The sequence below is a fragment of the Marinicauda salina genome (assembly GCF_003122085.1).
GTDB classification, from domain to species: Bacteria; Pseudomonadota; Alphaproteobacteria; order Caulobacterales; family Maricaulaceae; genus Maricicauda_A; species Maricicauda_A salina.
In genome coordinates, this window is the sequence record NZ_QEXV01000004.1 from 1 (window position 1) to 22,519 (window position 22,519).

The 22,519-nt window shown below is 67.5% G+C and carries 21 protein-coding genes; 9 read left to right on the top strand and 12 right to left on the bottom strand.

From position 1 onward, the window contains the following. Window positions 1–327 precede the first annotated feature (327 nt). From DDZ18_RS09255 to DDZ18_RS09265, 3 genes are all read left to right on the top strand, one after another. The gene (locus DDZ18_RS09255) at window positions 328–999 is read left to right on the top strand and encodes a DUF2726 domain-containing protein (protein WP_109253115.1); all 672 of its coding nucleotides are present in this window, start codon (window positions 328–330) and stop codon (window positions 997–999) included. Window positions 1,000–1,199: 200 nt separating this feature from the next. Beyond that, entirely contained in the window at window positions 1,200–2,015 is an 816-nt protein-coding gene (locus DDZ18_RS09260; RefSeq protein ID WP_109253116.1) for a BglII/BstYI family type II restriction endonuclease, read from the top strand. A gap of 77 nt (window positions 2,016–2,092) precedes the next feature. Continuing rightward, the gene (locus tag DDZ18_RS09265; protein WP_109253117.1) at window positions 2,093–2,743 is read left to right on the top strand and encodes an MT-A70 family methyltransferase; all 651 of its coding nucleotides are present in this window, start codon (window positions 2,093–2,095) and stop codon (window positions 2,741–2,743) included. 42 nt (window positions 2,744–2,785) lie between these two features. Here DDZ18_RS09265 and DDZ18_RS09270 read toward each other — a convergent pair whose 3' ends face one another. Further along, window positions 2,786–3,493 carry a BglII/BstYI family type II restriction endonuclease gene (locus DDZ18_RS09270; protein WP_233245790.1) on the bottom strand — a complete coding sequence of 236 codons (708 nt, stop codon included), beginning with the start codon at window positions 3,491–3,493 and terminating at the stop codon, window positions 2,786–2,788. Window positions 3,494–3,699: 206 nt separating this feature from the next. Beyond that, window positions 3,700–5,985, bottom strand: a complete 2,286-nt coding sequence (locus tag DDZ18_RS09275; RefSeq protein WP_109253119.1) for an excinuclease ABC subunit UvrB — start codon at window positions 5,983–5,985, stop codon at window positions 3,700–3,702. 98 nt (window positions 5,986–6,083) lie between these two features. Between DDZ18_RS09275 and DDZ18_RS09280 the strand changes: the two genes are divergently transcribed. Beyond that, entirely contained in the window at window positions 6,084–6,383 is a 300-nt protein-coding gene (locus DDZ18_RS09280) for a hypothetical protein (RefSeq protein ID WP_109253120.1), read from the top strand. Window positions 6,384–6,478: 95 nt separating this feature from the next. Beyond that, window positions 6,479–7,027 (top strand): response regulator, encoded by a 549-nt coding sequence (locus DDZ18_RS09285; RefSeq protein ID WP_109253121.1) that lies wholly within the window; start codon window positions 6,479–6,481, stop codon window positions 7,025–7,027. An 18-nt stretch (window positions 7,028–7,045) separates the two neighbouring features. Here DDZ18_RS09285 and DDZ18_RS09290 read toward each other — a convergent pair whose 3' ends face one another. The 4 genes from DDZ18_RS09290 to DDZ18_RS13895 form a co-directional block, all read right to left on the bottom strand. Beyond that, a complete protein-coding gene (locus DDZ18_RS09290; protein ID WP_109253122.1) occupies window positions 7,046–7,912 on the bottom strand; it encodes a hypothetical protein in 867 nt (288 codons plus the stop codon). A 152-nt stretch (window positions 7,913–8,064) separates the two neighbouring features. Beyond that, window positions 8,065–9,087: a threonine aldolase family protein gene (locus DDZ18_RS09295; RefSeq protein ID WP_109253123.1), complete on the bottom strand. Its 1,023-nt coding sequence runs from the start codon at window positions 9,085–9,087 to the stop codon at window positions 8,065–8,067. Between the two features lie 1,018 nt (window positions 9,088–10,105). After that, window positions 10,106–11,086 carry a hypothetical protein gene (locus DDZ18_RS13890; RefSeq protein ID WP_158272119.1) on the bottom strand — a complete coding sequence of 327 codons (981 nt, stop codon included), beginning with the start codon at window positions 11,084–11,086 and terminating at the stop codon, window positions 10,106–10,108. A 77-nt stretch (window positions 11,087–11,163) separates the two neighbouring features. Further along, window positions 11,164–11,316, bottom strand: a complete 153-nt coding sequence (locus DDZ18_RS13895) for a hypothetical protein (RefSeq protein ID WP_158272120.1) — start codon at window positions 11,314–11,316, stop codon at window positions 11,164–11,166. Window positions 11,317–11,547: 231 nt separating this feature from the next. Here DDZ18_RS13895 and DDZ18_RS09305 point away from each other — a divergent pair, with 231 nt between their 5' ends. The 3 genes from DDZ18_RS09305 (at window position 11,548) to DDZ18_RS09315 (ending at window position 15,921) form a co-directional block, all read left to right on the top strand. Beyond that, entirely contained in the window at window positions 11,548–12,759 is a 1,212-nt protein-coding gene (locus DDZ18_RS09305; protein ID WP_109253124.1) for a pyridoxal phosphate-dependent aminotransferase, read from the top strand. 129 nt (window positions 12,760–12,888) lie between these two features. Next, complete coding sequence (locus DDZ18_RS09310; protein WP_109253125.1) at window positions 12,889–13,356, top strand: Dps family protein; 468 nt, start codon at window positions 12,889–12,891, stop codon at window positions 13,354–13,356. 162 nt (window positions 13,357–13,518) lie between these two features. After that, window positions 13,519–15,921 carry a DUF305 domain-containing protein gene (locus DDZ18_RS09315; RefSeq protein WP_109253126.1) on the top strand — a complete coding sequence of 801 codons (2,403 nt, stop codon included), beginning with the start codon at window positions 13,519–13,521 and terminating at the stop codon, window positions 15,919–15,921. A 505-nt stretch (window positions 15,922–16,426) separates the two neighbouring features. Here the strand turns inward: DDZ18_RS09315 and DDZ18_RS09320 are convergent. The 5 genes from DDZ18_RS09320 to DDZ18_RS09340 all read right to left on the bottom strand — a co-directional run bounded on the left by DDZ18_RS09320 (window position 16,427) and on the right by DDZ18_RS09340 (window position 21,733). Next, a complete protein-coding gene (locus tag DDZ18_RS09320) occupies window positions 16,427–17,320 on the bottom strand; it encodes a LysR family transcriptional regulator (RefSeq protein WP_109253127.1) in 894 nt (297 codons plus the stop codon). 436 nt (window positions 17,321–17,756) lie between these two features. Continuing rightward, a complete protein-coding gene (locus DDZ18_RS09325; RefSeq protein ID WP_109253128.1) occupies window positions 17,757–19,016 on the bottom strand; it encodes an ABC transporter permease in 1,260 nt (419 codons plus the stop codon). Next, window positions 19,013–19,723, bottom strand: a complete 711-nt coding sequence (locus DDZ18_RS09330) for an ABC transporter ATP-binding protein (protein WP_109253129.1) — start codon at window positions 19,721–19,723, stop codon at window positions 19,013–19,015. The genes DDZ18_RS09325 and DDZ18_RS09330 overlap by 4 nt, the downstream gene beginning before the upstream one ends. 19 nt (window positions 19,724–19,742) lie before the next feature. Beyond that, on the bottom strand, window positions 19,743–20,720 hold the full coding sequence (trxB, locus tag DDZ18_RS09335; protein WP_109253130.1) for a thioredoxin-disulfide reductase: 978 nt from the start codon (window positions 20,718–20,720) through the stop codon (window positions 19,743–19,745). A 92-nt stretch (window positions 20,721–20,812) separates the two neighbouring features. Continuing rightward, window positions 20,813–21,733 carry a mitochondrial fission ELM1 family protein gene (locus DDZ18_RS09340; protein ID WP_109253131.1) on the bottom strand — a complete coding sequence of 307 codons (921 nt, stop codon included), beginning with the start codon at window positions 21,731–21,733 and terminating at the stop codon, window positions 20,813–20,815. A 107-nt stretch (window positions 21,734–21,840) separates the two neighbouring features. Between DDZ18_RS09340 and DDZ18_RS09345 the strand changes: the two genes are divergently transcribed. Then, complete coding sequence (locus DDZ18_RS09345; RefSeq protein ID WP_109253132.1) at window positions 21,841–22,038, top strand: hypothetical protein; 198 nt, start codon at window positions 21,841–21,843, stop codon at window positions 22,036–22,038. 7 nt (window positions 22,039–22,045) lie between these two features. Here DDZ18_RS09345 and greA read toward each other — a convergent pair whose 3' ends face one another. Continuing rightward, complete coding sequence (gene greA / locus DDZ18_RS09350) at window positions 22,046–22,519, bottom strand: transcription elongation factor GreA (protein WP_109253133.1); 474 nt, start codon at window positions 22,517–22,519, stop codon at window positions 22,046–22,048.

A 22,519-nucleotide genomic window follows, 5' to 3' on the forward strand; every position in this document is an offset into this window, starting at 1 on the left:
CCCCCGTGAACGGGGGAGGACACCCGCCCCGCCCGTCGCACACACCAACCGCTCTTTCCCGGACTTGATCCGGGACCCAGGAGAGGCCGGGCGCCGGCGGCGCTCTACGCTCTCTGGGCCCCGACTTTCGTCGGGGAAGAGAAGACGAGGGGAGGGCCTCCAGGAATCCTCACACGCCGCCCGGCGCCGACCACCCCCTCACCTTCGCCTCTCCCCCTGGGAGGGGGAGAGGAATCGCGCCGCGCCCGTCGCGGGCGCAATACGCCCCGTTAACGCCCGGCCCTTCCCCTGCTGGGCGAGGCGGCGCATCTATCCTAGACTGCATCCATGCTCGACGACCTCGCCCCGTTCCGGGACAATCCCGAGCTTCCGGTCCTCATCTTCCTCGGCGGGGTGCTGATCGGCATGCTCGCCGAGCAGGCCCAGCAGCGCGTGCGCCGCTGGCGCTGGCGCGCGCGCAAGGGCGGCTGGAAGGCCCGCCGCCGCCCGCGCCGGGATCTCCGCGTCGTCGGCGCCAAGGCCGGCCCGCCCGACGCCGCCGACCAGCTGCGCACGGTGATGGCCTCGCGCTTCACCGCGCGCCGCGTCCTCAACCGCGCCGAGGAGCGCGTCTTCAAGGCGCTCGACGAAGCCGTCATCGCGGCCAACCCGTCCTGGCAGGTGATGGCGCAGGTCTCGCTGGGCGAGATCGTGCGCGCCGACGACCGCGAGGCCTATGCCTGCGTCAATTCCAAGCGCGTGGATTTCCTGCTGATGGACGCGCGCTGCCGGCCGCGGCACGCCATCGAGTACCAGGGCGGGGGGCATCACAAGGGAACGGCCGCGGCCCGCGACGCGGTGAAGAAGGAGGCGCTGCGCCGCGCCGGCGTCGGCTATCACGAGGTCGTCGCCGGCCACACCAGCCCGTCCGAGCTGCGCCGGCTCGTCGCCCGGCTCGTCGACCCGCCCGCCGATGCGCCGCGAAGCTCGAGCGCCCCCGAGGCCGGGGAGGCGGGGTGAGTGCGGCCAATCGCCGGTGTCGGCGATTAGTACCGCACCCTTGACCGCATCCGAGTACCGGCAAGCGAGGACGATCGTGTGATTACTAAGCGCTGCCAGCAGGACGATGAGGGGTAACTCCGCCACCCTGCCGTCAGCCCTTCATATTGCGAACAGAAAGGAATCGAGGTCGAAATATCGTTTAGCAAGAGAGTTTAGTAATGATCTCAGGTAACAAAACCATCAACGCAAAGTTCGAGAGGCTTTGCGATTTGGGCTGGGTGTTCCAATCATTGAACTACGCCAGCGCCGTGATCAGCGACGAATTTGAACGCGAATTTGACCTATTGCTCGATTCATTGCTTTCGGCGCGCTTCACAATCGAAGATGCAATCATCAAGCGGGGCGGCGGCAGATCGGATCAAACAACCGCACTTGGGCGACAGTTTGTAGCCAACGGCTGGAAGGCCAACAACATTACAATCAAAAATCGAGTAGAGTTTTCGTCAGCATTTTCGCCTATAGATACCCAATCAACAACACACGAAATAGACCATTTAATTAGTAATGAAAACAATAAACTTGCTGCAATTGAAATTGAGTGGAACAATAAAGATGAATTCTTTGATAGAGATGTCCAAGCAATTCGTCGGCTTTATGAAATGAACGTTGTTGACCTTGGGGGTATTGTGACGCGATCTCCAAAGTTAGAAGAAAAAATACCAGAATTTGTTTTAGAGTATTTCATAAATTGGCCAATAAAATGTGCGAATGATTTTGCGAATGTTGCTTCGTATTTCGAGCAAAAGTACGGTAGGAATAAGTTTTCATTTCCAACTGATGTGCAGGCAGCCGAAATCGATCGAAAGGTGAAGGCGGGGACTCCTTATGTCGATGCGGCGAGCCGCGTTTTTGTCGCTAGCAAATATGCGGGGACGACCACCAACTGGCGTCAATTGCAAAGCCGCGTACAACGGAAGGATTTGGGTCGGGCGCCTACGATATTGATTGGCATACCTCCCTCCGCATTCTCCTGAGGGTGCGCGCATTTTGACTACTGGCAAACCTCCACAAATCGGAGTATGGAACGAAGGTGGAACGTAGGGAGCGCAAAATGGCGATATCCGAAACAGGTTTGGAGGCGGTTCAGGATCTCGCGCGGTTCGCGAAGGGCCGCCGGTTCCGGACCATCCTCGCCGACCCTCCGTGGCAGTTCCAGAATCGGACCGGGAAGGTTGCGCCCGAACACCGCAGGCTCAATCGTTATGCGACGATGACCCTCGACGACATTTGCGCACTGCCCGTCGAAGGTCTCGCCGACGAGCCAGCCCACCTCTACCTCTGGGTTCCCAATGCGCTGCTTCCGGAAGGTCTGCGCGTCATGGAAGCGTGGGGGTTCCGGTACAAGGCCAACTTGATCTGGCGAAAAATCCGCAAGGACGGCGGCTCCGACGGCCGCGGCGTCGGCTTCTATTTTCGCAATGTCACCGAGATCGTCCTGTTCGGAACGCGCGGTAAGAACGCGCGCACTTTGCCGCCTGGACGACGGCAGGTGAATTACATGGAAAGCCGGAAGCGCGAGCACTCACGGAAGCCTGACGAGCAGTACGAGATCATCGAAGCGTGCTCGCCCGGCCCAAGGCTGGAAATGTTCTCGCGAGGGGCGCGGTCTGGCTGGGAAGTGTGGGGCAATCAGGCGGACGACGGCTATAAGCCGGATTGGAAGACCTATCCGTATAATTCAGGCGCGATGGCTGCGGAGTAAATACTTTAGAGCTGTGTCCGTGCATATATTCAGTGACGGAATCTATAGATCTTCGTAGGGTTCACCATTCCATGTCGCCCTGTTTGCACCTATTACGAGTGTTGGGCAGGTTCCCATCACGCCCCGTCTTATTCTCAGTTCTGCTTTATCGAAAGCGGTAACTGTGGTCGTACTCAGATCAATGGGCAATTTGGCGCTTTGTTCGCTTTTTGGGAGCGTGCTTTGGAAGTCTTCCCAAAGTTCACGAGCAAGCTCTAAAAGTGATCTTCTTTCTTTGGTAATAATTACAGCTGCGGAAATTAAACCAGATTCATGCCAACTGCGATACGCGGCTAGGTCGCGATCTAAATTTCCATCTTTTGCATTCCACTCAACATCAAGAGCAACTCGATTTTTAAAATTATCCACAAGATACCCTTCTTGCGTAATTGGGTCTTTTGTAGTTATTAAGCGTCCATCTTTGTCAAATAGTTTAGCAACGGTTTCTAAATCAAGACGTGCCTCGACCCATCCTCTGTCATGAAAAAATTTATCGATCTGGGAGGCAATGTCTCCTCTGTTGCCTCCGGCTTTAAGCCAGTATTTAGGATCCAGTCTGTAGTTGGATAAAAAATCTACAATATCTGTCCATTCATCCGGGCATGTTGCCTTCATCACCGAGCAGGCAGTGCTCGTTTCCATGAAACTCCATGCTTCGCGCGCCTTTTTTGGTAGCGTTTTTTCGTCTTCAAACGAGTATGTCTGGTACACAGGTTAAGCCTTGGCGTGGGTTGCCTTCCTAAAATGAATACCCTTTCAATCGGGTGTTACGGGATTCCTAACAAGATTGTTAAATTCGCTTAAGTGCTTCCTTGTCCTTTCTTTCACCCTTGTTTTGCTTCCAGTCTGAAAATGGTGGTTATCCATTCAATCGCCGTGGGGTTCATTCACGCTAGGCTCGAACTGCCCGCGCGCCCCTACTCCCCCTCCAACTCCTTGATCTCGTCCCTGAGTCTCGCCGCTTCCTCGAACTCCAGGTTCGCCGCGGCTTCGCGCATCCGTTTCTCCAGGTCGGCGATGACGGCTTTGAGATTGTTCGGCTCGAATGTCGCCTGATCCTCGGCCGCGCCGCGATCGCGTTTGCGCCCGCGCGCGCGCCCCGACCGGCCCTTGGCGGTCTCGCTCATCACGCCTTCGAGGATGTCGGAGACGCCGCGCGTGATCGTCGTCGGCGTGACGCCGTGGGCCTCGTTGTGGGCGATCTGCTTGGCGCGCCGGCGTTCGGTCTCGTCCATGGCGCGCTGCATGGAGCCGGTCACCCGGTCGGCGTAGAGGATGACCTTGCTCTCGGCGTTGCGCGCCGCCCGGCCGATGGTCTGGACGAGGCTGGTCTCGCTTCTCAGGAACCCCTCCTTGTCGGCGTCGAGGATGCCCACCAGCCCGCACTCGGGGATGTCGAGCCCCTCGCGCAAGAGGTTGATGCCCACCAGCACGTCGAACTCGCCCAGGCGCAGATCGCGGATCAGCTCGATGCGCTCGACCGTGTCGACGTCGGAATGCATGTAGCGGACCTTCAGGCCCTGCTCGTGCATGTACTCGGTGAGGTCCTCGGCCATGCGCTTGGTGAGCGTGGTGACCAGCGTCCTGAGGCCCTTCTCCGCGGTGGCGCGGGCCTCGGCGATAATGTCGTCGACCTGGGTCATCGCCGGCGCCCTTCGGCCGCGAGCTCCCGGATCGCCGCCTTCGGCGTCGTCCGGGACTAAAGCTCCCTGCACGGGGCGGACCTCGACGGGCGGATCGACCAGGCCGGTCGGGCGGATGACCTGCTCGGTGAAGACGCCGCCGGTCTGGTTCAATTCCCACGGGCCCGGCGTGGCCGAGACGTGGACGGTCTGCGGGCGCATGGCCTCCCACTCCTCGAACTTGAGCGGGCGGTTGTCCATGCAGGAGGGGAGGCGGAAGCCGTGCTCGGCCAGGGTGCGCTTGCGGTTGAAGTCGCCGCGGAACATGCCGCCGAGCTGGGGGATGGTGACATGGCTCTCGTCGACGAAGACCAGCGCGTCCTCGGGCAGGTATTCGAACAGGGTGGGCGGCGGCTCGCCCGGCTTGCGGCCGGTGAGATAGCGCGAATAGTTCTCGATGCCCGCGCAGGAGCCCGTGGCCTCCATCATCTCGAGATCGAACTCGGTGCGCTGGGACAGCCGCTGGGCCTCGAGCAGCTTGCCCTCGGCCTCCATCCAGGCCAGGCGCGCCTTCAGTTCGGCCTTGATGCCCGCGATCGCCTGGTTGAGCGTCGGGCGCGGGGTGACGTAGTGCGAGTTGGCGTAGACGCGCACGGTCTCGAGCTCGGTCTCGGTCCGGCCGGTGAGGGCGTCGAACTCGGCGATGGACTCGATCTCGTCGCCGAAGAAGGAGACCCGCCAGGCGCGCTGGTCGTAGTGGGCGGGGAAGATCTCGACGACGTCGCCGCGGACCCGGAACGTGCCGCGCTCGAAGGCGGCGTCGTTGCGCTTGTACTGCAGCGCGACGAGCTTTTGCATGACCGTGCGCGGGTCGTGCTCGTCGCCGACCGACAGGTCGAACGTCATCGCGGTGTAGGTCTCCACCGAGCCGATGCCGTAGATGCACGAGACCGAGGCGACGATGATGACGTCGTCGCGTTCCAGGATCGCCCGCGTGGCGGCGTGGCGCATGCGGTCGATGGCCTCGTTGATGTCGGATTCCTTTTCTATGTAGGTGTCGGTGCGCGGGACATAGGCCTCGGGCTGGTAGTAGTCGTAGTAGGAGACGAAATACTCCACGGCGTTGCGGGGAAAAAAGCTCTTGAATTCGCCGTATAACTGGGCCGCCAGCGTCTTGTTGGGGGCGAGCACCAGGGCCGGGCGCTGAACCTTTTCAATGACCTTCGCCATGGTGAAGGTCTTGCCCGATCCGGTGACCCCGAGGAGAACCTGGTCCCTGTCCTGTCGGGACAGGCCTTCCACCAGCTCGGCGATGGCGGCGGGCTGGTCCCCGGTGGGTTCGTACTCGCTGGCGAGCTCGAATTTCCTGCCGCCCTCGGACTTTTCCGGCCGGTCGGGGCGGTGCGGGGTCCAGTTGGCGGGCAGGGTCAGGGCGTCGCGGATCGCCCCGGGCGCGGCCTTCGCGTCGGCGTCGAGGATGAACTCGGCCTGGCCCATGTCGGCCAGCCCCGGAACGCCTTCGGCCTCGGTCTGAGGGGTCGCCGGGACGAGCGCGGAATCGTCTTTGGTCTGTTTCGCCATGGCCGCGAATATGGGCGAGGCGGGCGCGGAATCACAGGGGCGGAACCGCGGCCGCCGCGTCGGCGTTACAGTGCCGAGGCATACTGGGAGGGCAGACCGTGGACGAAGACGCCTACCAGCTGCAGACCCGCAATTCCAAGGGCGCCCGCTTCATGCTCGCCGTCATCGTGGCGCTGTGCGCCGTCGGGCTCGTCTGGTCGTTCTGGCCGGAGGACACTGGGCGCGGCGACCGGATCGCGGCTCCCGAGGAGTCGGGCGCGATCGGCGACCGGTCCTTCCAGGAAGCTCTCGGCGCCGCCGAGGAGAGCGCGGAGGAAGGCGCCGAGGCGCCGGCCGGCGAGGAAGGCGAAGGCGCGGACGAAGAGGAAGCCTCCGACGTTCCCGAACCGCCGGCATAGCGGCGCCGCGCGGGGCGAAAGTTTTGGTTAACGCCCGCCCGGCATGATCGCCCCGACCGCCGCAGAACCCGCGGCGGGCCGCGATCCGGGGCGTCATGTCGAGCAGTTTCGAACGCATCCGCGTCCTCATCGTCGAGGACAACGCGCACATGTCGACGATCCTGCGCAAGGTGCTGCAGGGCTTCGGCGTGCGCCAGGTGTTCGAGACCCGCGATGCGGCCGACGCCTTCGAGGCGATGCGCACCAACAATCCCGATCTGGCGCTCGTCGACTACATGCTCGGCGATGTCGACGGGCTCGAGTTCACGCGCCTGGTGCGGACGGCCTCTGACAGCCCCAACCGCTACCTGCCCATCATCATGGTCTCGGGCCACACCGACCGCTCGCGGATCATGGAGGCGATCAACGCCGGGGTGAACGAGTATCTCGCCAAGCCGGTCCGTCCCGTCGACGTCTATAACCGGCTGGTCGCCCTGATCGAGCGGCCGCGCCGCTTCGTCAACGCGCCGGGCTATTTCGGCCCGGACCGGCGCCGGCGCCAGGACCCGCGCTATCCCGGCCCGTTCCGGCGCTCGACCGACAAGGACGAGATGGACGCCGATCTCGATTCGGCGGCGACCGGCGGCGACGCCAAGGCGGGCTGAGGAACGCCGCCGCGCCGGTCAGTTGAACCAGTTCTTCTTTGGCGGACGCGCAAAAGAGTAGAACCACCACGGCTTCTCCTCGATCTTGCGGCGTTCGTACTCCATCGCGACCTCGAGCGCCTTGTGATAGTCGGTCTGGCTGGTCGTCGCGAGCGTGCTGAGAATCAGCGTCCGCGTGACCAGAATCTTGCCGGGCAGATAGCGGCGGCTGAGGTCAAAGCCGATGAACAGGATGAGCAACGCTATGCACGCGATCGCGAGCGACGCGCCGAGGAGTGTCCAGCTGTGCGTGTTGCGGTCCTGGTAAAGGAACTGCAGCACACCCGCAATTCCCAGCCAGCCGAAGGCGACGCCGTAGGCCATCGTGAAGAAGGCGCGCCGCTTCGTGCGGGCGTACAGTCGGAACAGCTCCATATACCCCGCCGCGCTCTTCTCCGGCTGTCGGGCGTCGGCGTGGGCGGCGTTCTTGGCCCAGTCGTGCAGCCGCTCCCGGCGGTACCACCATAACCATATTAGATAAGCGAAAAGTCCGACGATCGCCGCGCCTGCGCTCAGCGTGGCGATAAGCGGCGACATCGGCAGTTCGAATCCGAACAGGGGTCCGAGCACCTGCGGCTCGTCCGCGGTCACGCTGTAGAGCAGGCGCCATGCCGGCCAAGCGCTCGCGGCTAGCGCGACGAGGATGATGGTGCTGAAGATTTGGCCGCTGGCGCGCCGGTAATGTTGCGCAACAGCCTGGCGACGGTGGCGTTCTTCCTCGGGGTCTTTGATCTCTGAGGCGTCGCTGAAGACGAGCTCCGCCTTGTCGCGAGTCTCGTCCGTCTCGGATTCATTCTGAAATCGCCCGCGCGATCCCTCGGCGCGCGGAACAATATTGCCAACCATGATCGCGCCCCTCTCGCGCGCAGCCGATGTCACAACCTAGACTGGCCACAATGCTCTTAAATATTAACAATGGTTAACGCGCAAGCATAAAGTCACGCGCCGCCCGTTCGAGCGCCCGATCGAATGTCCGAACGCGCAGACGGGCTGACTGTCTAGCCCCGCGCGGCCTTCAGCAGGTCCTTGATCTCGGCCTCGCGCGTGCACCAGCTCGCCACGAAGCGCGCCGAGCCGTCCGGCCAGGCGTAGAAGCCCGCGCCGGCGTCGCGCATCCGGTCGGCGACGGTCTCGGGCAGGCGGGCGAACACCTCGTTGCCGTCGGTCGGGTGGGCGATCTCCACGCCCTCGATCGCGGCCAGCCCGTCGGACAGCGCCGTTCCCGCCGCATTGGCGTCGCGGGCGAGCTCCAGCCACAGCCCATCATCGAGCCAGGCGTCGAACTGGGCGGCGACATAGCGCATCTTGGCGAGCATGTGCCCGGCGCGTTTCTGGGCGGCCTGCAGCGCGGGAAAGCGATCGGCCGCGCTCGGAAACAGGATCACGGCCTCGGCGGCGAGCGCGCCGTTCTTGGTCGCGCCCAGCGACAGCGCGTCGATCCCGGCCTTCCAGGTGAGCTCGGCGGGCGAGCAGTCCAGATGCGCCAGCGCGTTGGCGAAGCGCGCCCCGTCCATGTGGACGAACAGGCCGTGATCCTTCGCCGCCTTGGCGCGTTCGCGCACCGCGTCGAGCGAGTAGGCCGAGCCCGCCTCGGCCAGCTGGGACAGGCTCAGCACTTTCGGCGGCGTGGCGTGGACGAAATCGGCCGGCCACTCGGCGAGCGCGCCGTCGAGCTCGGCCATGTCGATCTTCGCGTGCTCGCCGTGCAGCGGCAGCAGCTTGGCGCCGCCGGTGAAAAACTCCGGCGCGCCGCGCTCGTCGCGATGGATGTGCGCCTCGTCGTGGCACAGGATCATGCCGTCGCGCGGCGCCAGCACCGACAGCGCCAGCGCGTTCGAGGCCGTGCCCGCGGTGGTGAACAGCACCTCGAGATCGGTCTCGAAGAGGTCGACCAGGCGCTCGCGCACCTGGGCCGACAGCGGATCGGCGCCGTAGCTCGGCGCAAAGCCCTCATTGGCCCGCGAGATCGCCTCGATCAGGCGGGGATGGGCCGGCGCGGTTGTGTCGGACAGGAAGTTCATGGGCCGCGAAGCAAGCCGAAGCCGGGCGAGGCGTCAATGGGGCGGGGGTATTGCGGCCAAGCGCCGGCGTCGGCGAGTAGCGTTCTCCTCCCCCGCTTGCGGGGGGTGAGGCCGCCCAGATCGATCCGGTGGATCGATCGACCGGCCGAACGACAGCACAGCTGACGGAGGGGGGATGACGCCGACGCCGCCCCCCTCCCCCGTGAACGGGGGAGGACACCCGCCGCCGCGCCTGCTGCATCCTCAACCGCGCTTTTTCTCGGTCCTTGGGCTTGCCTGTCATCGCGGAAGCGGGGAACCCAAGGACCCAGTACGGCAGCGGCGCCGCGTTCTCCAGCCTGGGCCCTTGGATCAAGTCCAAGGGCCGAGCCGGATTGGGTTGCGATACGGATAGCGACATCTCGCCGGGCGCGTTGAACGATCTCGTCGTCCTCCCAGCGCAAGCTGGGATCCAGCGGAGGGCACGCGCCGGCGTTCGCGTTCCACGCTCTCTGGGTCCTGACTGGAGTTCACCCCTGACCCCGATCCGGGGTCAGGAGAACGAGGAGAGGGGGCGTCGCCTCCTGAACCTCCGGCCGACCGGAGGGAGAGCCGGGGCCTCCGGGCGACTATTCGCCGAGAGGTCCCGGATCGCGCCTGCGGCGCGTCCGGGAATTCACCCGTTTGATGGAAGGGCGGCGTTTCCTCCCTCCCCTTGATGGGGAGGGAAGGCCGCGCAGCGGCCAGGGTGGGGTGAATGCCCAACGGCGCTGCGTGTTCGCCCCCCACCCGACCCGGCCTGCGGCCGGGCGTTCGAGCCTCGAAACCCTCCCCTGGAGTGTTTCGCGCGCGGCGCGCGCCGGCTCTCACCCCCACGAGGGGGAGGGAGGGGCGCGTAGCGCCATAGCGCCTTCGCACGCTCGGGGGCCATGCCATGCTCGGCCTCATCCTGAGGCGCCCGATCCCCTTGACCCTTCGAGGCCCGGCTTCGCCGGGCGCCTCAGGATAAGGGGATCGGGCCTCGAAGGATGGGCGCCCCTCACCCGCCGCCCTCGCTCGGGCCGCGGGCGCTGTCGGGGGTGACGGATTCGCCGAGACCGAGATTGTCGAGGCCGCCGCTGCGCTCGGCGCGCTCCATGCGGCGCAGGAGTTCGGGGGCGTCGATCGCCTCGCGGCGGTCGTTCCTGAGCCCGGCCAGGATGCGCTGGATGGCGGAGGGGTCGGCGCCGAGCTCCTCGAGCTCGAAAGCCAGCCGGCTCATGTCGACGAGGAATTCCGGTGCCTCCTCGCCGGGCTGGCTGAGGCCGAACTGGGCCAGCCGCGCCGACATCGGGTTGGGTTCGTCGCCGCACTCGCCGGCCTCGAGATTGGCTTCAGACGAGGACAGGCAGAAGCCCTCGTTGACGCTCTCCTCGGCGCCTTCGGTTCCCCGGGCGACGGCGAACTCCTCGAGCCGGCGCGCCGCCGCGCGCGCGGCGATGTCGGCCAGGCTGGGCGGGGCCTCCGTCGCGGGGGCTGCTGCGGCGCGGGCCGGGGTCGTCTCGATGGCTTCGTCGGGATCCCGCGGCGCGGCGGGGACGTCGGGCAGGCGCGCTTCGGCGGGGGCGGGTTCGCCGGTCCCGCCCGGCGCGGTGAGGATGCGCGCGTCGGCGCGGGCGGGCTCAGGCTGGGTGTCCGGTTCGGGTTCTGGCGCGGGTTCGGGGGCGGGTTCCGGCTCGGGCGCCGCATCGCCGTCCGTCTCCGCCGCGTCGTCGGTCTCGCCGCGCCCGGGCTCATTGAGCGGGGCGTCGGTGACGGCGTCCTCGCCGGCGACCGTGTAGAGGCGGACATCGACCGCGGCGGGGCCGGACGCGACGTCGGGGGCGTCATGGACGGGAATCGCCAGGAGCGCGTAGAGCGCGGCGACATGGACGGCGAACGCCCCGGCGGCCGCGATCAGCGGGTAGCGGACATCCGGGTCTCTCCAGGCCAGTCGGGCGAGCCGGAGAACCGCCTTGGGGCGTTGAAGAAATCGCGTCACGGGCCAAGAGATGGCCGAGCGCGCGCGCGGCTTCAAATGAAAACCGCCGCCGCCGGGCGGCGCGGCGTGCGTTCGGCCTAGCGGGCGTCCGCCGAGGCGACGGCGAAGTCGGCGTGCACGCCGGAGCCGGCGCTGGCTTCGGTGAACAGCAGCAGGGTGAAGACGAGCGCAGCGGCCGCGAGAATGAGGCCGAGGCTTCCGCCGGAGGCGTTGTTGCGCGTCTTGGTCATGCGTCCCTCCATGCGCGGCGTATCGGGACTGTCCCGATAGGGGGCGCCGCGTCCCTGTCGCTGCAAACGCTGGGCCGGATTCCTGACCGGGCTTGGCCGGGATTGCGGCGGAAGCGTGAATTATTGCGGCGAAACGGGGGCGCCGGGCGCTTGTGGAGGCCGCGGGAGCGGCGATAGGGTCGGGCGTCCCCGGCGCGGATTCCCGCGCCGATTCCCGAATCGAGCCGTCTCATGTCGCTGCCTTTTCCCCTGTCCGACGCCCTGTCGCGCGTCCAGCCCTCGGCCACGCTCGTCGTCACGCAGAAGGCGCGCGAGCTGAAGGCCCGGGGCGTCGACGTCATCTCGCTGGGCGCCGGCGAGCCCGATTTCGACACGCCCGATCACATCAAGAACGCCGCGATCGACGCGATCCGGCGCGGCGAGACGAAATACACCGCCGTCGACGGGATCCCCGAGCTCAAGGCCGCGATCGCGGCGAAGTTCAAGCGCGACAACGGGCTCGACTACGCGCCGGCGCAGATCAATGTCTCGCCGGGCGGCAAGCCGGTCCTGTTCAACGCCTTCGCCGCGACGCTGAACGCCGGCGACGAGGTGGTGATCCCCGCGCCCTACTGGGTGAGCTATCCCGAGATGGTGCGCCTGGTCGGCGGAACGCCGGTGTTCGCCGAGGCGACGCTCGCCGACGGGTTCAAGCTGACGCCGGCCGCGCTGGAGGCGGCGATCACCGAGAAGACGCGCTGGGTCGTGCTCAACTCGCCCTCCAACCCCACGGGCGCGGCCTACTCCGCCGACGATCTCGCCGCGCTCGCCGAGGTGATCCGCGCCCATCCGAAGCTGATGGTGCTCACCGACGACATGTACGAGCACCTCGTCTATGACGGCTTCGAATTCGCCACGATCGCCCAGGTCGCGCCCGATCTCTACGAGCGCACGCTCACCATGAACGGCGTGTCGAAGGCCTACGCCATGACCGGCTGGCGCATCGGCTACGCCGGCGGGCCCGAAGAGCTGATCTCGGCGATGGCCAAGATCATGGGCCAGACGACGTCGAACCCGTGCTCGATCAGCCAGTGGGCCGCCGTCGCCGCGCTCGAGGGCGATCACGGCTTCCTGGTCGAACGCAACGCCGCCTTCAAGCGCCGCCGCGACCGGGTGCTGGCCGACGTCAACGCCGCGCCGGGGCTGGCCGCGCCGACGCCGGACGGCGCCTTCTACGTCTTCGCCGACTGTTCGGGGCTGATCGGCAAGACCTCGCCGGGCGGGCGCCGGCTCGCGACCGACGTCGAGGTCTGCGACGCGCTCCTGTCCGAGGAGGCTGTCGCCGTCGTGCCGGGCACGGCGTTCGGCGCGGCGCCGGGCTTCCGGATTTCCTACGCCACGTCCGACGATCTGCTCGTCGAGGCGGGCGAGCGCATCCGCCGCTTCTGCGAGGCCGCGCGCTGAGGTCTATCGGCGCAGTCTATGGCTGAGAACGCAATTACTTGTTGGATTTATATGGAAACCGGCGCCATGCTGCAGGCGTAGTTTTCCGGCGGCGCGAGCCGCCCGCAGCGATCACCAGGAGACAGCCCGATGGATATCAATATGGGTCTGAGCGCAAACCAGCGCGAGGTCATGGCCGGCGCGGTCACCCGCCTGCTGGCGGACACCTACGCGCTCTATTTCAAGACGCACGCCTATCACTGGAACGTCACCGGGCCGCGCTTCCACGCGCTGCACAACATGTTCGAGGAGCAGTATCGCGAGATGTGGGAGGCGGTCGACGAGATCGCCGAACGCGTCCGCGCGCTGGGCGTCAACGCGCCGATCTCCTATGACGAGATGATGGAGAGCGCGTCGATCAAGGCCGACAAGAAGACGCCCGACGCCGACGGGATGGTGGCCAATCTCGTCGCCGGCCACGAGCAGGTCGTGCGCACCGCCCGCGAAGTGCTCGCGCTCGCCGACGAGCACGATGACGAGGCGACGGCCGACCTCGTCGCCCCGCGGGTGTCCGCCCACGAGAAGACCGCCTGGATGCTGCGCGCGACGCTGGGCTAGGCGCGCTCCGCCTTTCCGTCACCAACCGACCGACTGGACCCCGCCTGGAGACCGGCGGGGTTTTCCATCTCGACGCGGCGCGCCGGGAGGACGGGCGCTGTCGATGCTTGATGCGTGGACCGCGCCGGCTAACCTTTCTCCCGAGGGAATCGGGGAGAAATCATGTCCAGCCTGTCCAGAAGCCTGAAAGCGTCGTGGCTCGGCGGCGCGGCCGCCTGTCTCGTCTTCACCGCGGCCGCCGCCGCCCAGGACGCGCCGATCGTCCAGCCCGGCGCGCCCGGCGAGACGGCGCGGCAACTCAGCTCCGACGAGGCCGTCCGCATCGCCGGCAACTCCTATTCGGCCGACGATGTCCGCTTCATGCAGGACATGATCCTGCACCACCACCAGGCCGTCGAGATGTCGGTCCTGGTCGATGAGCGCACCAATTCGCCGGCCCTGCGCGCCGTCGCCGGCCGGATCCAGGCCTCCCAGGCCGACGAGATCGCCTTCATGCAGACCTGGCTGCGCCGGCGCGGCGAGGACGCGCCGGACCCGGCCGACGATCCGCACGCCGGACATGGCGGCCACGGCACGATGGCGGGCATGGCGACGCCCGATCAGATGGCCCGGCTGGCGGACGCCAGCGGGACGGCGTTCGAGACGCTGTTCCTGGAGCTGATGATCGCCCATCACGAGGGCGCGGTGGAGATGGTCGACCACCTGCTCGACCAGCCGGGCTCGGCCTACGATCCGGTCCTCTACGAGTTCGTCGGCGACGTGAAGAACGAGCAGCAGGCCGAGATCCGGCGGATGGCCGCGCTGCTGCGCGAGTTGTCCGGCGATCCGCGCTCGAGCCTGGCCGGCGGGTTCCGCGACGCCGAGCAGGCGATCAGCAATCTGAGTCTCGTGGCGAGCCTGCCCAAGCCGACGGGCTTCTTCGATCCCGACAATCCCGCCGGCCTGCCACCGGCGGTTCCCGAGGAGGCCGCGGAGGAGGAGAGCGACGAAGACGAGGCGCGCTACGGCGAACGCTCGCCCTTCCTCGAATTCTCCAACACCGACATGGCCTTCTCCGGCGATCTGATGGCGGCGGGGAATTATCACGGCTTCAACCTGTACCGCCTCGACCGCGACGAACCGCGCCTGATCAGCTCAGTCGTGTGCCCGGGCGGGCAGGGCGACCTCTCCATCGTCGGCGACCTGCTGTTCATGTCCGTCCAGGAGACCCGCGCGCGCGTCGATTGCGGCCTCGAGGGCGTGAGCGGGGATGCGAGCCCCGAGCGCTTCCGCGGCCTGCGCATCTTCGACATCTCCGAGCCGACCGCGCCGCGCCAGGTCGGCCAGGTGCAGACCTGCCGGGGCTCGCACACCCATTCGGTGGTCTCCGGGCCGGATCCCGACGGCGTCATCATCGTCTACAACTCGGGCACCAGCTCGGTCCGGCCGGAGGAAGAGCTCGCCGGCTGCGTCGGCGAGGTTCCCGGCGACGACCGCACCGCGCTGTTCCGCATCGACGTCATCGCCGTGCCCGTCGACGACCCGTCGCAGGCGGCCATCATCGACAGCCCGACCGTGTTCGCCGACGACGAGACGGGCCGCATCGCCGGGCTCTGGCAGGGCGGCGATCACGGCGAGGGCACGCAGACGACGAGCCGCACCGACGAGTGCCACGACATCACCGTCTTCCCCTCGGCCGATCTCGCCGCCGGGGCGTGCTCGGGCAACGGCGTCATCTTCGACATCTCCGACCCGCGCGCGCCGCGCCGGATCGACGCGGTGACCGATCCCGGCTTCGCCTACTGGCACTCGGCGACCTTCACCAATGACGGGACCCGCGTGGTCTTCACCGACGAGTGGGGCGGGGGCGGCCGGCCGCGCTGCCGCGCCCAGGACCCGCGCGACTGGGGCGCCGACGCGATCTACGACATCGTCGACGGCCGGCTCGAGTTCCGCAGCTATTACAAGCTGCCCGCCGCGCAGTCCGAGATGGAGAACTGCGTCGCCCACAACGGCTCGATCGTTCCGGTGCCCGGCCGGGACATCTTCGTCCAGGCCTGGTACCAGGGCGGGGTGTCGGTGATCGACTTCACCGATCCCGCCGAGCCGGTCGAGATCGCCTATTTCGACCGCGGCCCGGTCAGCGAGGAGCACCTGGTCACCGGCGGCTACTGGTCGACCTACTGGTATGACGGGCGCATCTACGCCACGGCGATCGTGCGCGGGCTCGACGTGTTCGAACTCGCGCCGAGCGAGCATCTGAGCGAGAACGAGATCGCCGCCGCCGCGCTCGCCGACCAGGGCGGGACGTTCAATCCGCAGCAGCAATTCCCGGTCAGCTGGCCCGACCATCCCGTCGTCGGGCTGGCCTATCTCGACCAGCTGCAGCGCGACGAGGCGCTCACCGGCGAGACGGCCGCGGACATCTCCGCGACGCTGAGGCGGGCCGCCGACCGCTTCGAGGACGAGGCGGGCGACGCCGCGCTCGCCGATCGGCTCGAGGCGCTGGCCGGCGAGCTTTCGGGCGACGGCCGGGCGGGCGCCCTGCGCGCGACGATGCAGGGCGTCGCCGCGGCGCTGCGCTAGTCGGGGTCCATCCGCAAAAAAAGAGCCGGGCCCGCTCGTCGCGGCGCCCGGCCCAGTCTTGCATACGTCGTCGGGGAGGAGACGGTATGCGATGCGGGGGACGACGGGGCCGGAGGGGGAGGAGGGGAACGCGGCCCCGCCGTCGATGACCGGCTATATGCTTCAGGAATTGTTGCGATAGAAGCCACGCGCGCGGGCAGCGGCTATGCAATTCTGCTGCGCCGCAACAATCCGGCCGTCCCGCCGCCGCATTGTCGTCACGATCGGGGGGCGGGGTGATCTGACGGTTTCGGCGGCGGCTGCGCGAACGCAACGGCTCGCGCCGCGCCTGCTCCCCTCATCTCACTTCTCCCCTCCGGGAGGGGAGACGGGACGTCGGCGTCGGCGCGTGTTTCGCGGAACACCGCGCCGGGGCGTGGCGCGAGAGATGAGCGCCCTTCCTCCCACCCTCCCCCTCCGTGGGGAGGGTGGGCCGGCCCTCGTCCTTCGAGACGCCCCGATCCCTTCACCGCTTCCAGCGGCGGGCCTCCTCGACCAGGAATTCGCGGAAGGCGGTCACCCGGCGCGAGCCCTTCAGCTCCTCGGGATAGATGAAATAGGTCTCGAAGGGCGGGCCCTCGATCTCGGGCAGGACGCGCGCCAGGCGCTCGTTCTCGCGGGCGACGTAGTCGGGCAGGCTGGCCACGCCCATGCCCGCTTCGGCGGCCTTCATGATGCCGTTGATCGTGTTGACCTCGACGGCGGGCTCGCGCGGCGGCGCGCCGTCGGGCCGGCCGATCGTCAGGTGCCAGTTGAGATTGGGGATCGGCGCGAGATGGCGCGGGCCGTAGGCGACCATGTCGTGGGCGTCGAGCCCGGCGGCGTCGGCCGGCGCGCCGCGCGCCTCGAGATAGCCGTGGCTGGCGTAGAGATGCTGGCTCACGTCCATCAGCTTGCGCTGGATGAGCTCGTTCTGGGTCGCCGGCCAGGGCCGGATGGCCGCGTCGGCCTCGAGATTGGCGATGTCGAGCTCGTTGTCGGCGAGGATGAGCCGGACCCGGATCTGGGGATAGGCCTCGCGGAAGCGCGCCAGCCGCGGCGCCAGCCAGATCGCGCCCATCGCCGTGGGCGCGGTGACGCGCAGCAGGCCCGTCGGCTCGTCGCGCGTGTCGTGGACCAGCGATTCCGCGGCGGCGACCTTGGCGGCCATCTCGTGGGCGGCGGCGAACAGCAGGCGGCCCGGCTCGGTGAGCAGCAATCCGCGCGGATGGCGATGGAACAGCTTCACGCCGAGATCGTCCTCGAGCGCGGAGATCTGCCGGCTGACCGCCGATTGCGACAGGTTGAGAAGCTCGGCCGCGCCGGTGAGCGAGCCCGCCTCGGCGGCGGCGTGGAAGGTCTTGAGCTTGTCCCAGTCCATGATCGTCTCCCACCCCCGATCGGGTGGATATAGGCGGAGTCGGGAGGCGGCGCGAGCGGGGGAGCAAGAAAGGGATGAGGGCGAACGCAGCGTTGGCGGTTCGCCGGGACATGCTCCAACTCGCCACCCAGAATTTAATGCAACACTCGTCCTCATCCTGAGGTGCTCGATCCCGTTTTCGGGATCGAGCCTCGAAGGATCGGGAGCCGCGCGCCGATGATCGCCTGGGTCTGCATTCTGCGCTGCGCGGATGGTTCCTATTACACGGGTTCGCATCGCGGCGGCCGGCCGCGCTCGTGAGATCCCGATCCCCTCGTCCTTCGAGGCCCGGCTTCGCCTGGCGCCTCAGGATGAGGGGATCTCGAGCAAGGCGGGGGGATGAAACGGGGAGACACGCCATTTCCCTCGGCGCGCACCACGCTCGATATGGCCCCCCTCACACCCTTATCGTCATGCCGTCGGCGAGCGAGTTGCGATAGGCCCGCCAGGCCGGGAAGACGCCCAATAGCGCGGCGGCGGCGGTCACCCCGGCGACGACGGCGACGTCGTACGCCCCGGGCGCCAGCGCGGGCAGGATGATGCCGTAGCGCGTCTCCAGGATCGGCGCGGCGAGGCTGAGCGCGCCGTAGGTGATCCCCGTCCCGGCCGCCGCGCCGAGGAAGGCCAGCATCGCCGCCTCGCTCACCAGCAGCGCGAAGATGTGGCGCGGCCGGGCGCCGAGCGCGCGCAGGATCGCCATCTCGCGGCGGCGTTCGTTGAGGCTGGTGAGGATGGCGCTGAGGATGGAGACGAGCCCGGCCAGCACGACGAAGGCCGCGACGACGGCGAGCGTGCGTTCGGCCGCGCCCACGACGCTCCACAGCTGGGTGAGCGCGACGCCGGGGATGATCGCCTGCAGGGGCTCGCCCGGATAGGTGTTGATCTGGCGCTGCAGCCTGAGCGCGACGGTCGGCGTCTCCAGCCCGACGAAGAAGGCGGTGATCTGGTCGACGGCGAGATCGTCTTCGTGAAGCTCGTCCTCGTGAAGATGCGTGCCCGCCCCGGTCGGACCCTCGAGATGGATCGCCTCGATGGCTTCCAGCGAGACGAAGACCGAGCGGTCTATGGGCGTGCCGGTGGGTTCGAGCACGCCGGCGATCGTGAAGGGATTGGCCTCGTGCTGGACGAAGCTCACCTCCCCGCCGCCATGGGCGACGACGATCTCCTCGCCGGCGGAATATTCGAGCTCACGCGCCACGCTGGCGCCGACGACGGCCTCGAACAGCCCGTCCATCTCGCCGCCCTGGGCGAAGCCGATCTCGCGCCCGCCAGCGTAGCGATAGCGTTCGAAGAAGCGGTTGTCGGTTCCCACGACGCGGAAGCCGCGATGGGAGTCGCCCAGCGAGATCGGGACGGTCCACTCCACGCCCGGCGCGTTCGCCACGGCCTGGTAGCTCTCCCAGGAAATGGCGTTGGTCGCGTCGCCGATGTGGAAGACCGCGTAGAGCAGCAGGTTCACCGGGCTCGAGCGCGCCCCGACGATGAGGTCGGTTCCGGAGATGGTGTTCTCGAAGCTCGTGCGCGCGCCGTGGCGGACCTTCTCCACGCCGAGGAAGAGCGTCACCGAGATGGCCACGGTAAGCGCGGTCAGAAGCGCGGTGGCGCGCCGGTTGGCGATCGAGCGCCAGGCGAGGCGAAAGAGCGGAAATCCGGTCATGCCGGCTCCGCGGCGTTGATCGCGCCGAGATCCTCGGCGCGGTCGAAATGGCGCGCCAGCGCGGCGTCGTGGCTGACGAAGAGCAGCGCGGCCCCGGCGGCCTCGCACTCCTCGATCAGGAGCGTGATGAAGGCGTCGCGCGTATCCGCGTCGAGCGCCGAGGTCGGCTCGTCGGCGAGCACCAGCCCCGGCCGGCCGATCAGCGCGCGGGCGGCGGCGACGCGCTGCTGCTGGCCGACGCTCAGCTTCGACGGCGATGTCCGCCAGTAGGCGGCCGGATCGAGGCCGAGCCGCTCCATCAGCCGGCGCGCCTCGTTCGTCAGCCCGCCGGCGGCCTCGGCGGCGGCGCGGCGTTCGCTGGAGAAGCGGCACGGAGAGACGATGTTCTCGCCGGCGCTGAGATAGGGCAGCAGGTTGAACATCTGGAAGATGACGCCGATGCGCGCCGCGCGCAGGGCGTCGCGCTGCGCGCCGGGCAGGGCGGACATGGCTTCGCCGAGCACGGTGACCGTCCCGCTGTCGGGGGTGAGAATGCCCGCGATCAGGCCGAGCAGGGTCGACTTGCCCGAACCGCTGCGGCCTCTCAGGAAGACGGTCTCGCCCGCGGCGACCTCGAACGAGTCGATCGCCAGCACGTCCGGATCGCGCCGGTCATAGGAGAACCGCACGTCGTCGAGCGCGATCGCGGGCGGCGCGGGATCGGTCATGGGTGAGGCGATCGCCGGGTCAGGCCGCGTCGGATTCTTTCGAATCCCCGGCTTCCTTGGCCGCCAGCCAGCGCTCGGCCTCGAGCGCGGCCATGCAGCCCATGCCCGCCGCGGTCACCGCCTGGCGGTACTTGTCGTCGGTGACGTCGCCGGCGGCGAACACGCCCGGGATCGAGGTCTCGGTGGAGTCCGGCTTGGTCACGAGATAGCCGCCGTCCTTCGTCTCCATCTGGTCGACGAAGAGGTCGGTGGCGGGCTTGTGGCCGATGGCGATGAAGACGCCGTCGGCGTCGTGCTCGGAGACCTCGCCGGTCTTGACGTTCTTGAGCTTCACACCGGTCACCGACGGCATCGGCTTCTCCTCGCCGGTGACCTCTTCGAGGACGGTGTCCCACATCACCTCGACCTTGGGATGGTTGAACAGCCGGTCCTGCATGATTTTCTCGGCGCGCAGCTCGTCGCGGCGATGCACCAGCACGACCTTCTCGGCGAAATTCGTCAGGAACAGCGCCTCCTCGACGGCGGTGTTGCCGCCGCCGACGACGAAGACCTTCTTGCCCTTGTAGAAGAAGCCGTCGCAGGTCGCGCACGCCGACACGCCGAAGCCCTGGAATTTCTGCTCGCTCTCCAGCCCCAGCCACTTGGCGCTGGCGCCGGTGGCGATGACCAGGCTGTCGGCGGTGTAGGTCGTCCCGCTGTCGCCCTTGAGTTCGAACGGGCGCCTGGAGAGATCGGCCTCGACGATGACGTCGTTGACCATCTCGGTCCCGACGTTTTCGGCCTGGGCCTTCATCTGCTCCATCAGCCAGGGGCCCTGGATGACGTCGGCGAAGCCGGGATAGTTCTCCACGTCGGTGGTGATCGTCATCTGCCCGCCGGGCTGCAGGCCCGAGATCAGCAGCGGCTTGACCATCGCGCGCGCCGCATAGATCGCGGCGGTGTAGCCGGCCGCGCCGGAGCCGATGATGATGAGTTTCGAATGGCGTGCGTCGGTCATGGCCGGCGTCCTTTCCCGTGTCCGTCTCGCCTGCGGCGCGCGGCGAATCCCCTCGCGGCCGGGCCTCGATTTCAGCGTAACACCTCGGCGTCTCAGTCGAGAATTTCAAGCACCCGGCGCGCCGCGTTCCCGGTCTCGTGAAGCGGGTCGTAGTCCCAGGCGTCGAGCCGGCCGAGGAAGGGCCTTGCCGCGCCGGCGGCCTCGAGCTCCTCGTAGAGCGTCTTGAACTTGCCCGCCCGGCCCGCCAGCGGCAGGCGGTAGACCGGCGTTCCCGTCGCGGCGGCCTCGGTGAGCATGTTGGTGGAGTCCTCGGTGACCAGAATCCAGTCGGCGGCCTCGAGGAAGGCGAAATACGGGTTCGGCCCCTCGCCGTCGTGCAGCCAGACGCGCTCGTCCCCGGCGAAGCGTTCGCGCACGCGGGCGGTGAAGTCCGGCGGCGTGCGCCGCGAGGTCGTGACCATCAGGCTGACATCGGCTTCGCGCAGGTCCTCCAGCCGCTCCATCAGGTAGTCGCCGACCTCGCGGGTGAAGCGATGGCGCTTGGAGTCGCCGCCGATCAGCACCGCGGCGCGCGGCTCGGGCAGGGCGGCGGTCCTGTCGCGAAACGCGCCCGCGCCCTCGCGCAGGCGTTCGGGCGTGATGCGGTTGGGCGAGCCGATGATGGAGACGACATTGTCGCCCTTCAGCCGATCATGGCGCGGCGCCACGATCAGGTCGAAGCGCTCGTGCGCGCTTCGCGGGTCCTGGACATAGATGAAGGCCGCGCGCGGATAGGCCTTGCGATGGGCGGCGCTGGCGCGCACCGCCGCCCGGCCGCAGCCGATCCACACGTCCGGCGCGATCCCGGCGGCCTCGGGCAGCGGCCCGGTGCGCGGGACGTGGACGGGCATGATCCTGAGCGGGGTCAGCCGGCCCAGCGCCTCGGCGAGACCCAGCGCCTGGTTCTCGATGCCGCGCCGTCCGTCGGAGACGACGAAGCAGACGCGTTCATCGGAGGCGGCGGGCGAGGTCATGCGTCCGGGATACAGGCCGCGGCCCCGCCCCGCAATCGTCCGCAATAGGGCGCGTCGGACGCGGTTGATAGCGTGGCCTCGACAACCAGCCTCGGAGGAGACGATTCATGGCTCAGGCGCACCGCAACCGGCTTCTGCCCTGGTGGATCGGCGGGATCATCGTGCTCATCGCCGACGCCTTCGTGGCCTGGCAGCTCTTCTTCTGCGGCTGTCCGGGCCTGCCGCTCGCCAAGGCGCTGGTCGTGATCGTCGTGCCGGCCGTCTACTTGGTGCTGATGTACCTGACGCTGACGAGCCAGGAATAGGCGCCGCCTACTTCCACTCGACCTTCAGGATCTCGTAGGACTTCACGCCGCCGGGCGCGTTGACCTCGACGACGTCGCCGACCTCCTTGTTGATGAGCGCGCGCGAGATCGGGGAGCTGAGCGAGATCTTGCCGCCCTTCACGTCGGCCTCGTCCTCGCCGACGATCTTGTAGGCGTGCTCCTCCTCGGTGTCCTCGTCGATGACCGTCACCGTGGCGCCGAACTTCACCGTGTCGCCCGAGAGTTTCGTGACGTCGATGACCTGGGCGCGGGCGAGCTTGTCCTCGAGATCGGCGACCCGGCCCTCGATCCAGCCCTGGCGGTCCTTGGCGGCGTGATACTCCGCGTTCTCGGACAGGTCGCCGTGCTCGCGCGCCTCCGAGATCGCCTGGATCACGGCGGGCCGCTCCACGGTCTTCAAATGCTTCAGCTCCTCGTCGAGCGCCTTGTGGCCCTCGGCGGTCATCGGGATTTTCTGCAT

Bases quoted from the DNA above. Each gene is read 5' to 3' on its own strand.
- trxB (WP_109253130.1), bottom strand. From the start codon at position 20,720: ATGACCGACGCACGCCATTCGAAACTCATCATCATCGGCTCCGGCGCG.
- DDZ18_RS09265 (WP_109253117.1), top strand. From the start codon at position 2,093: ATGGCGATATCCGAAACAGGTTTGGAGGCGGTTCAGGATCTCGCGCGG.
- DDZ18_RS09260 (WP_109253116.1), top strand. From the start codon at position 1,200: ATGATCTCAGGTAACAAAACCATCAACGCAAAGTTCGAGAGGCTTTGC.
- DDZ18_RS09290 (WP_109253122.1), bottom strand. From the start codon at position 7,912: ATGGTTGGCAATATTGTTCCGCGCGCCGAGGGATCGCGCGGGCGATTT.
- DDZ18_RS09325 (WP_109253128.1), bottom strand. From the start codon at position 19,016: ATGACCGGATTTCCGCTCTTTCGCCTCGCCTGGCGCTCGATCGCCAAC.
- DDZ18_RS09310 (WP_109253125.1), top strand. From the start codon at position 12,889: ATGGATATCAATATGGGTCTGAGCGCAAACCAGCGCGAGGTCATGGCC.
- DDZ18_RS09255 (WP_109253115.1), top strand. From the start codon at position 328: ATGCTCGACGACCTCGCCCCGTTCCGGGACAATCCCGAGCTTCCGGTC.
- greA (WP_109253133.1), bottom strand. From the start codon at position 22,519: ATGCAGAAAATCCCGATGACCGCCGAGGGCCACAAGGCGCTCGACGAG.
- DDZ18_RS09295 (WP_109253123.1), bottom strand. From the start codon at position 9,087: ATGAACTTCCTGTCCGACACAACCGCGCCGGCCCATCCCCGCCTGATC.
- DDZ18_RS13895 (WP_158272120.1), bottom strand. From the start codon at position 11,316: ATGACCAAGACGCGCAACAACGCCTCCGGCGGAAGCCTCGGCCTCATT.
- DDZ18_RS09285 (WP_109253121.1), top strand. From the start codon at position 6,479: ATGTCGAGCAGTTTCGAACGCATCCGCGTCCTCATCGTCGAGGACAAC.
- DDZ18_RS09330 (WP_109253129.1), bottom strand. From the start codon at position 19,723: ATGACCGATCCCGCGCCGCCCGCGATCGCGCTCGACGACGTGCGGTTC.
- DDZ18_RS09345 (WP_109253132.1), top strand. From the start codon at position 21,841: ATGGCTCAGGCGCACCGCAACCGGCTTCTGCCCTGGTGGATCGGCGGG.
- DDZ18_RS09305 (WP_109253124.1), top strand. From the start codon at position 11,548: ATGTCGCTGCCTTTTCCCCTGTCCGACGCCCTGTCGCGCGTCCAGCCC.
- DDZ18_RS09340 (WP_109253131.1), bottom strand. From the start codon at position 21,733: ATGACCTCGCCCGCCGCCTCCGATGAACGCGTCTGCTTCGTCGTCTCC.
- DDZ18_RS09275 (WP_109253119.1), bottom strand. From the start codon at position 5,985: ATGGCGAAACAGACCAAAGACGATTCCGCGCTCGTCCCGGCGACCCCT.
- DDZ18_RS09320 (WP_109253127.1), bottom strand. From the start codon at position 17,320: ATGGACTGGGACAAGCTCAAGACCTTCCACGCCGCCGCCGAGGCGGGC.
- DDZ18_RS09315 (WP_109253126.1), top strand. From the start codon at position 13,519: ATGTCCAGCCTGTCCAGAAGCCTGAAAGCGTCGTGGCTCGGCGGCGCG.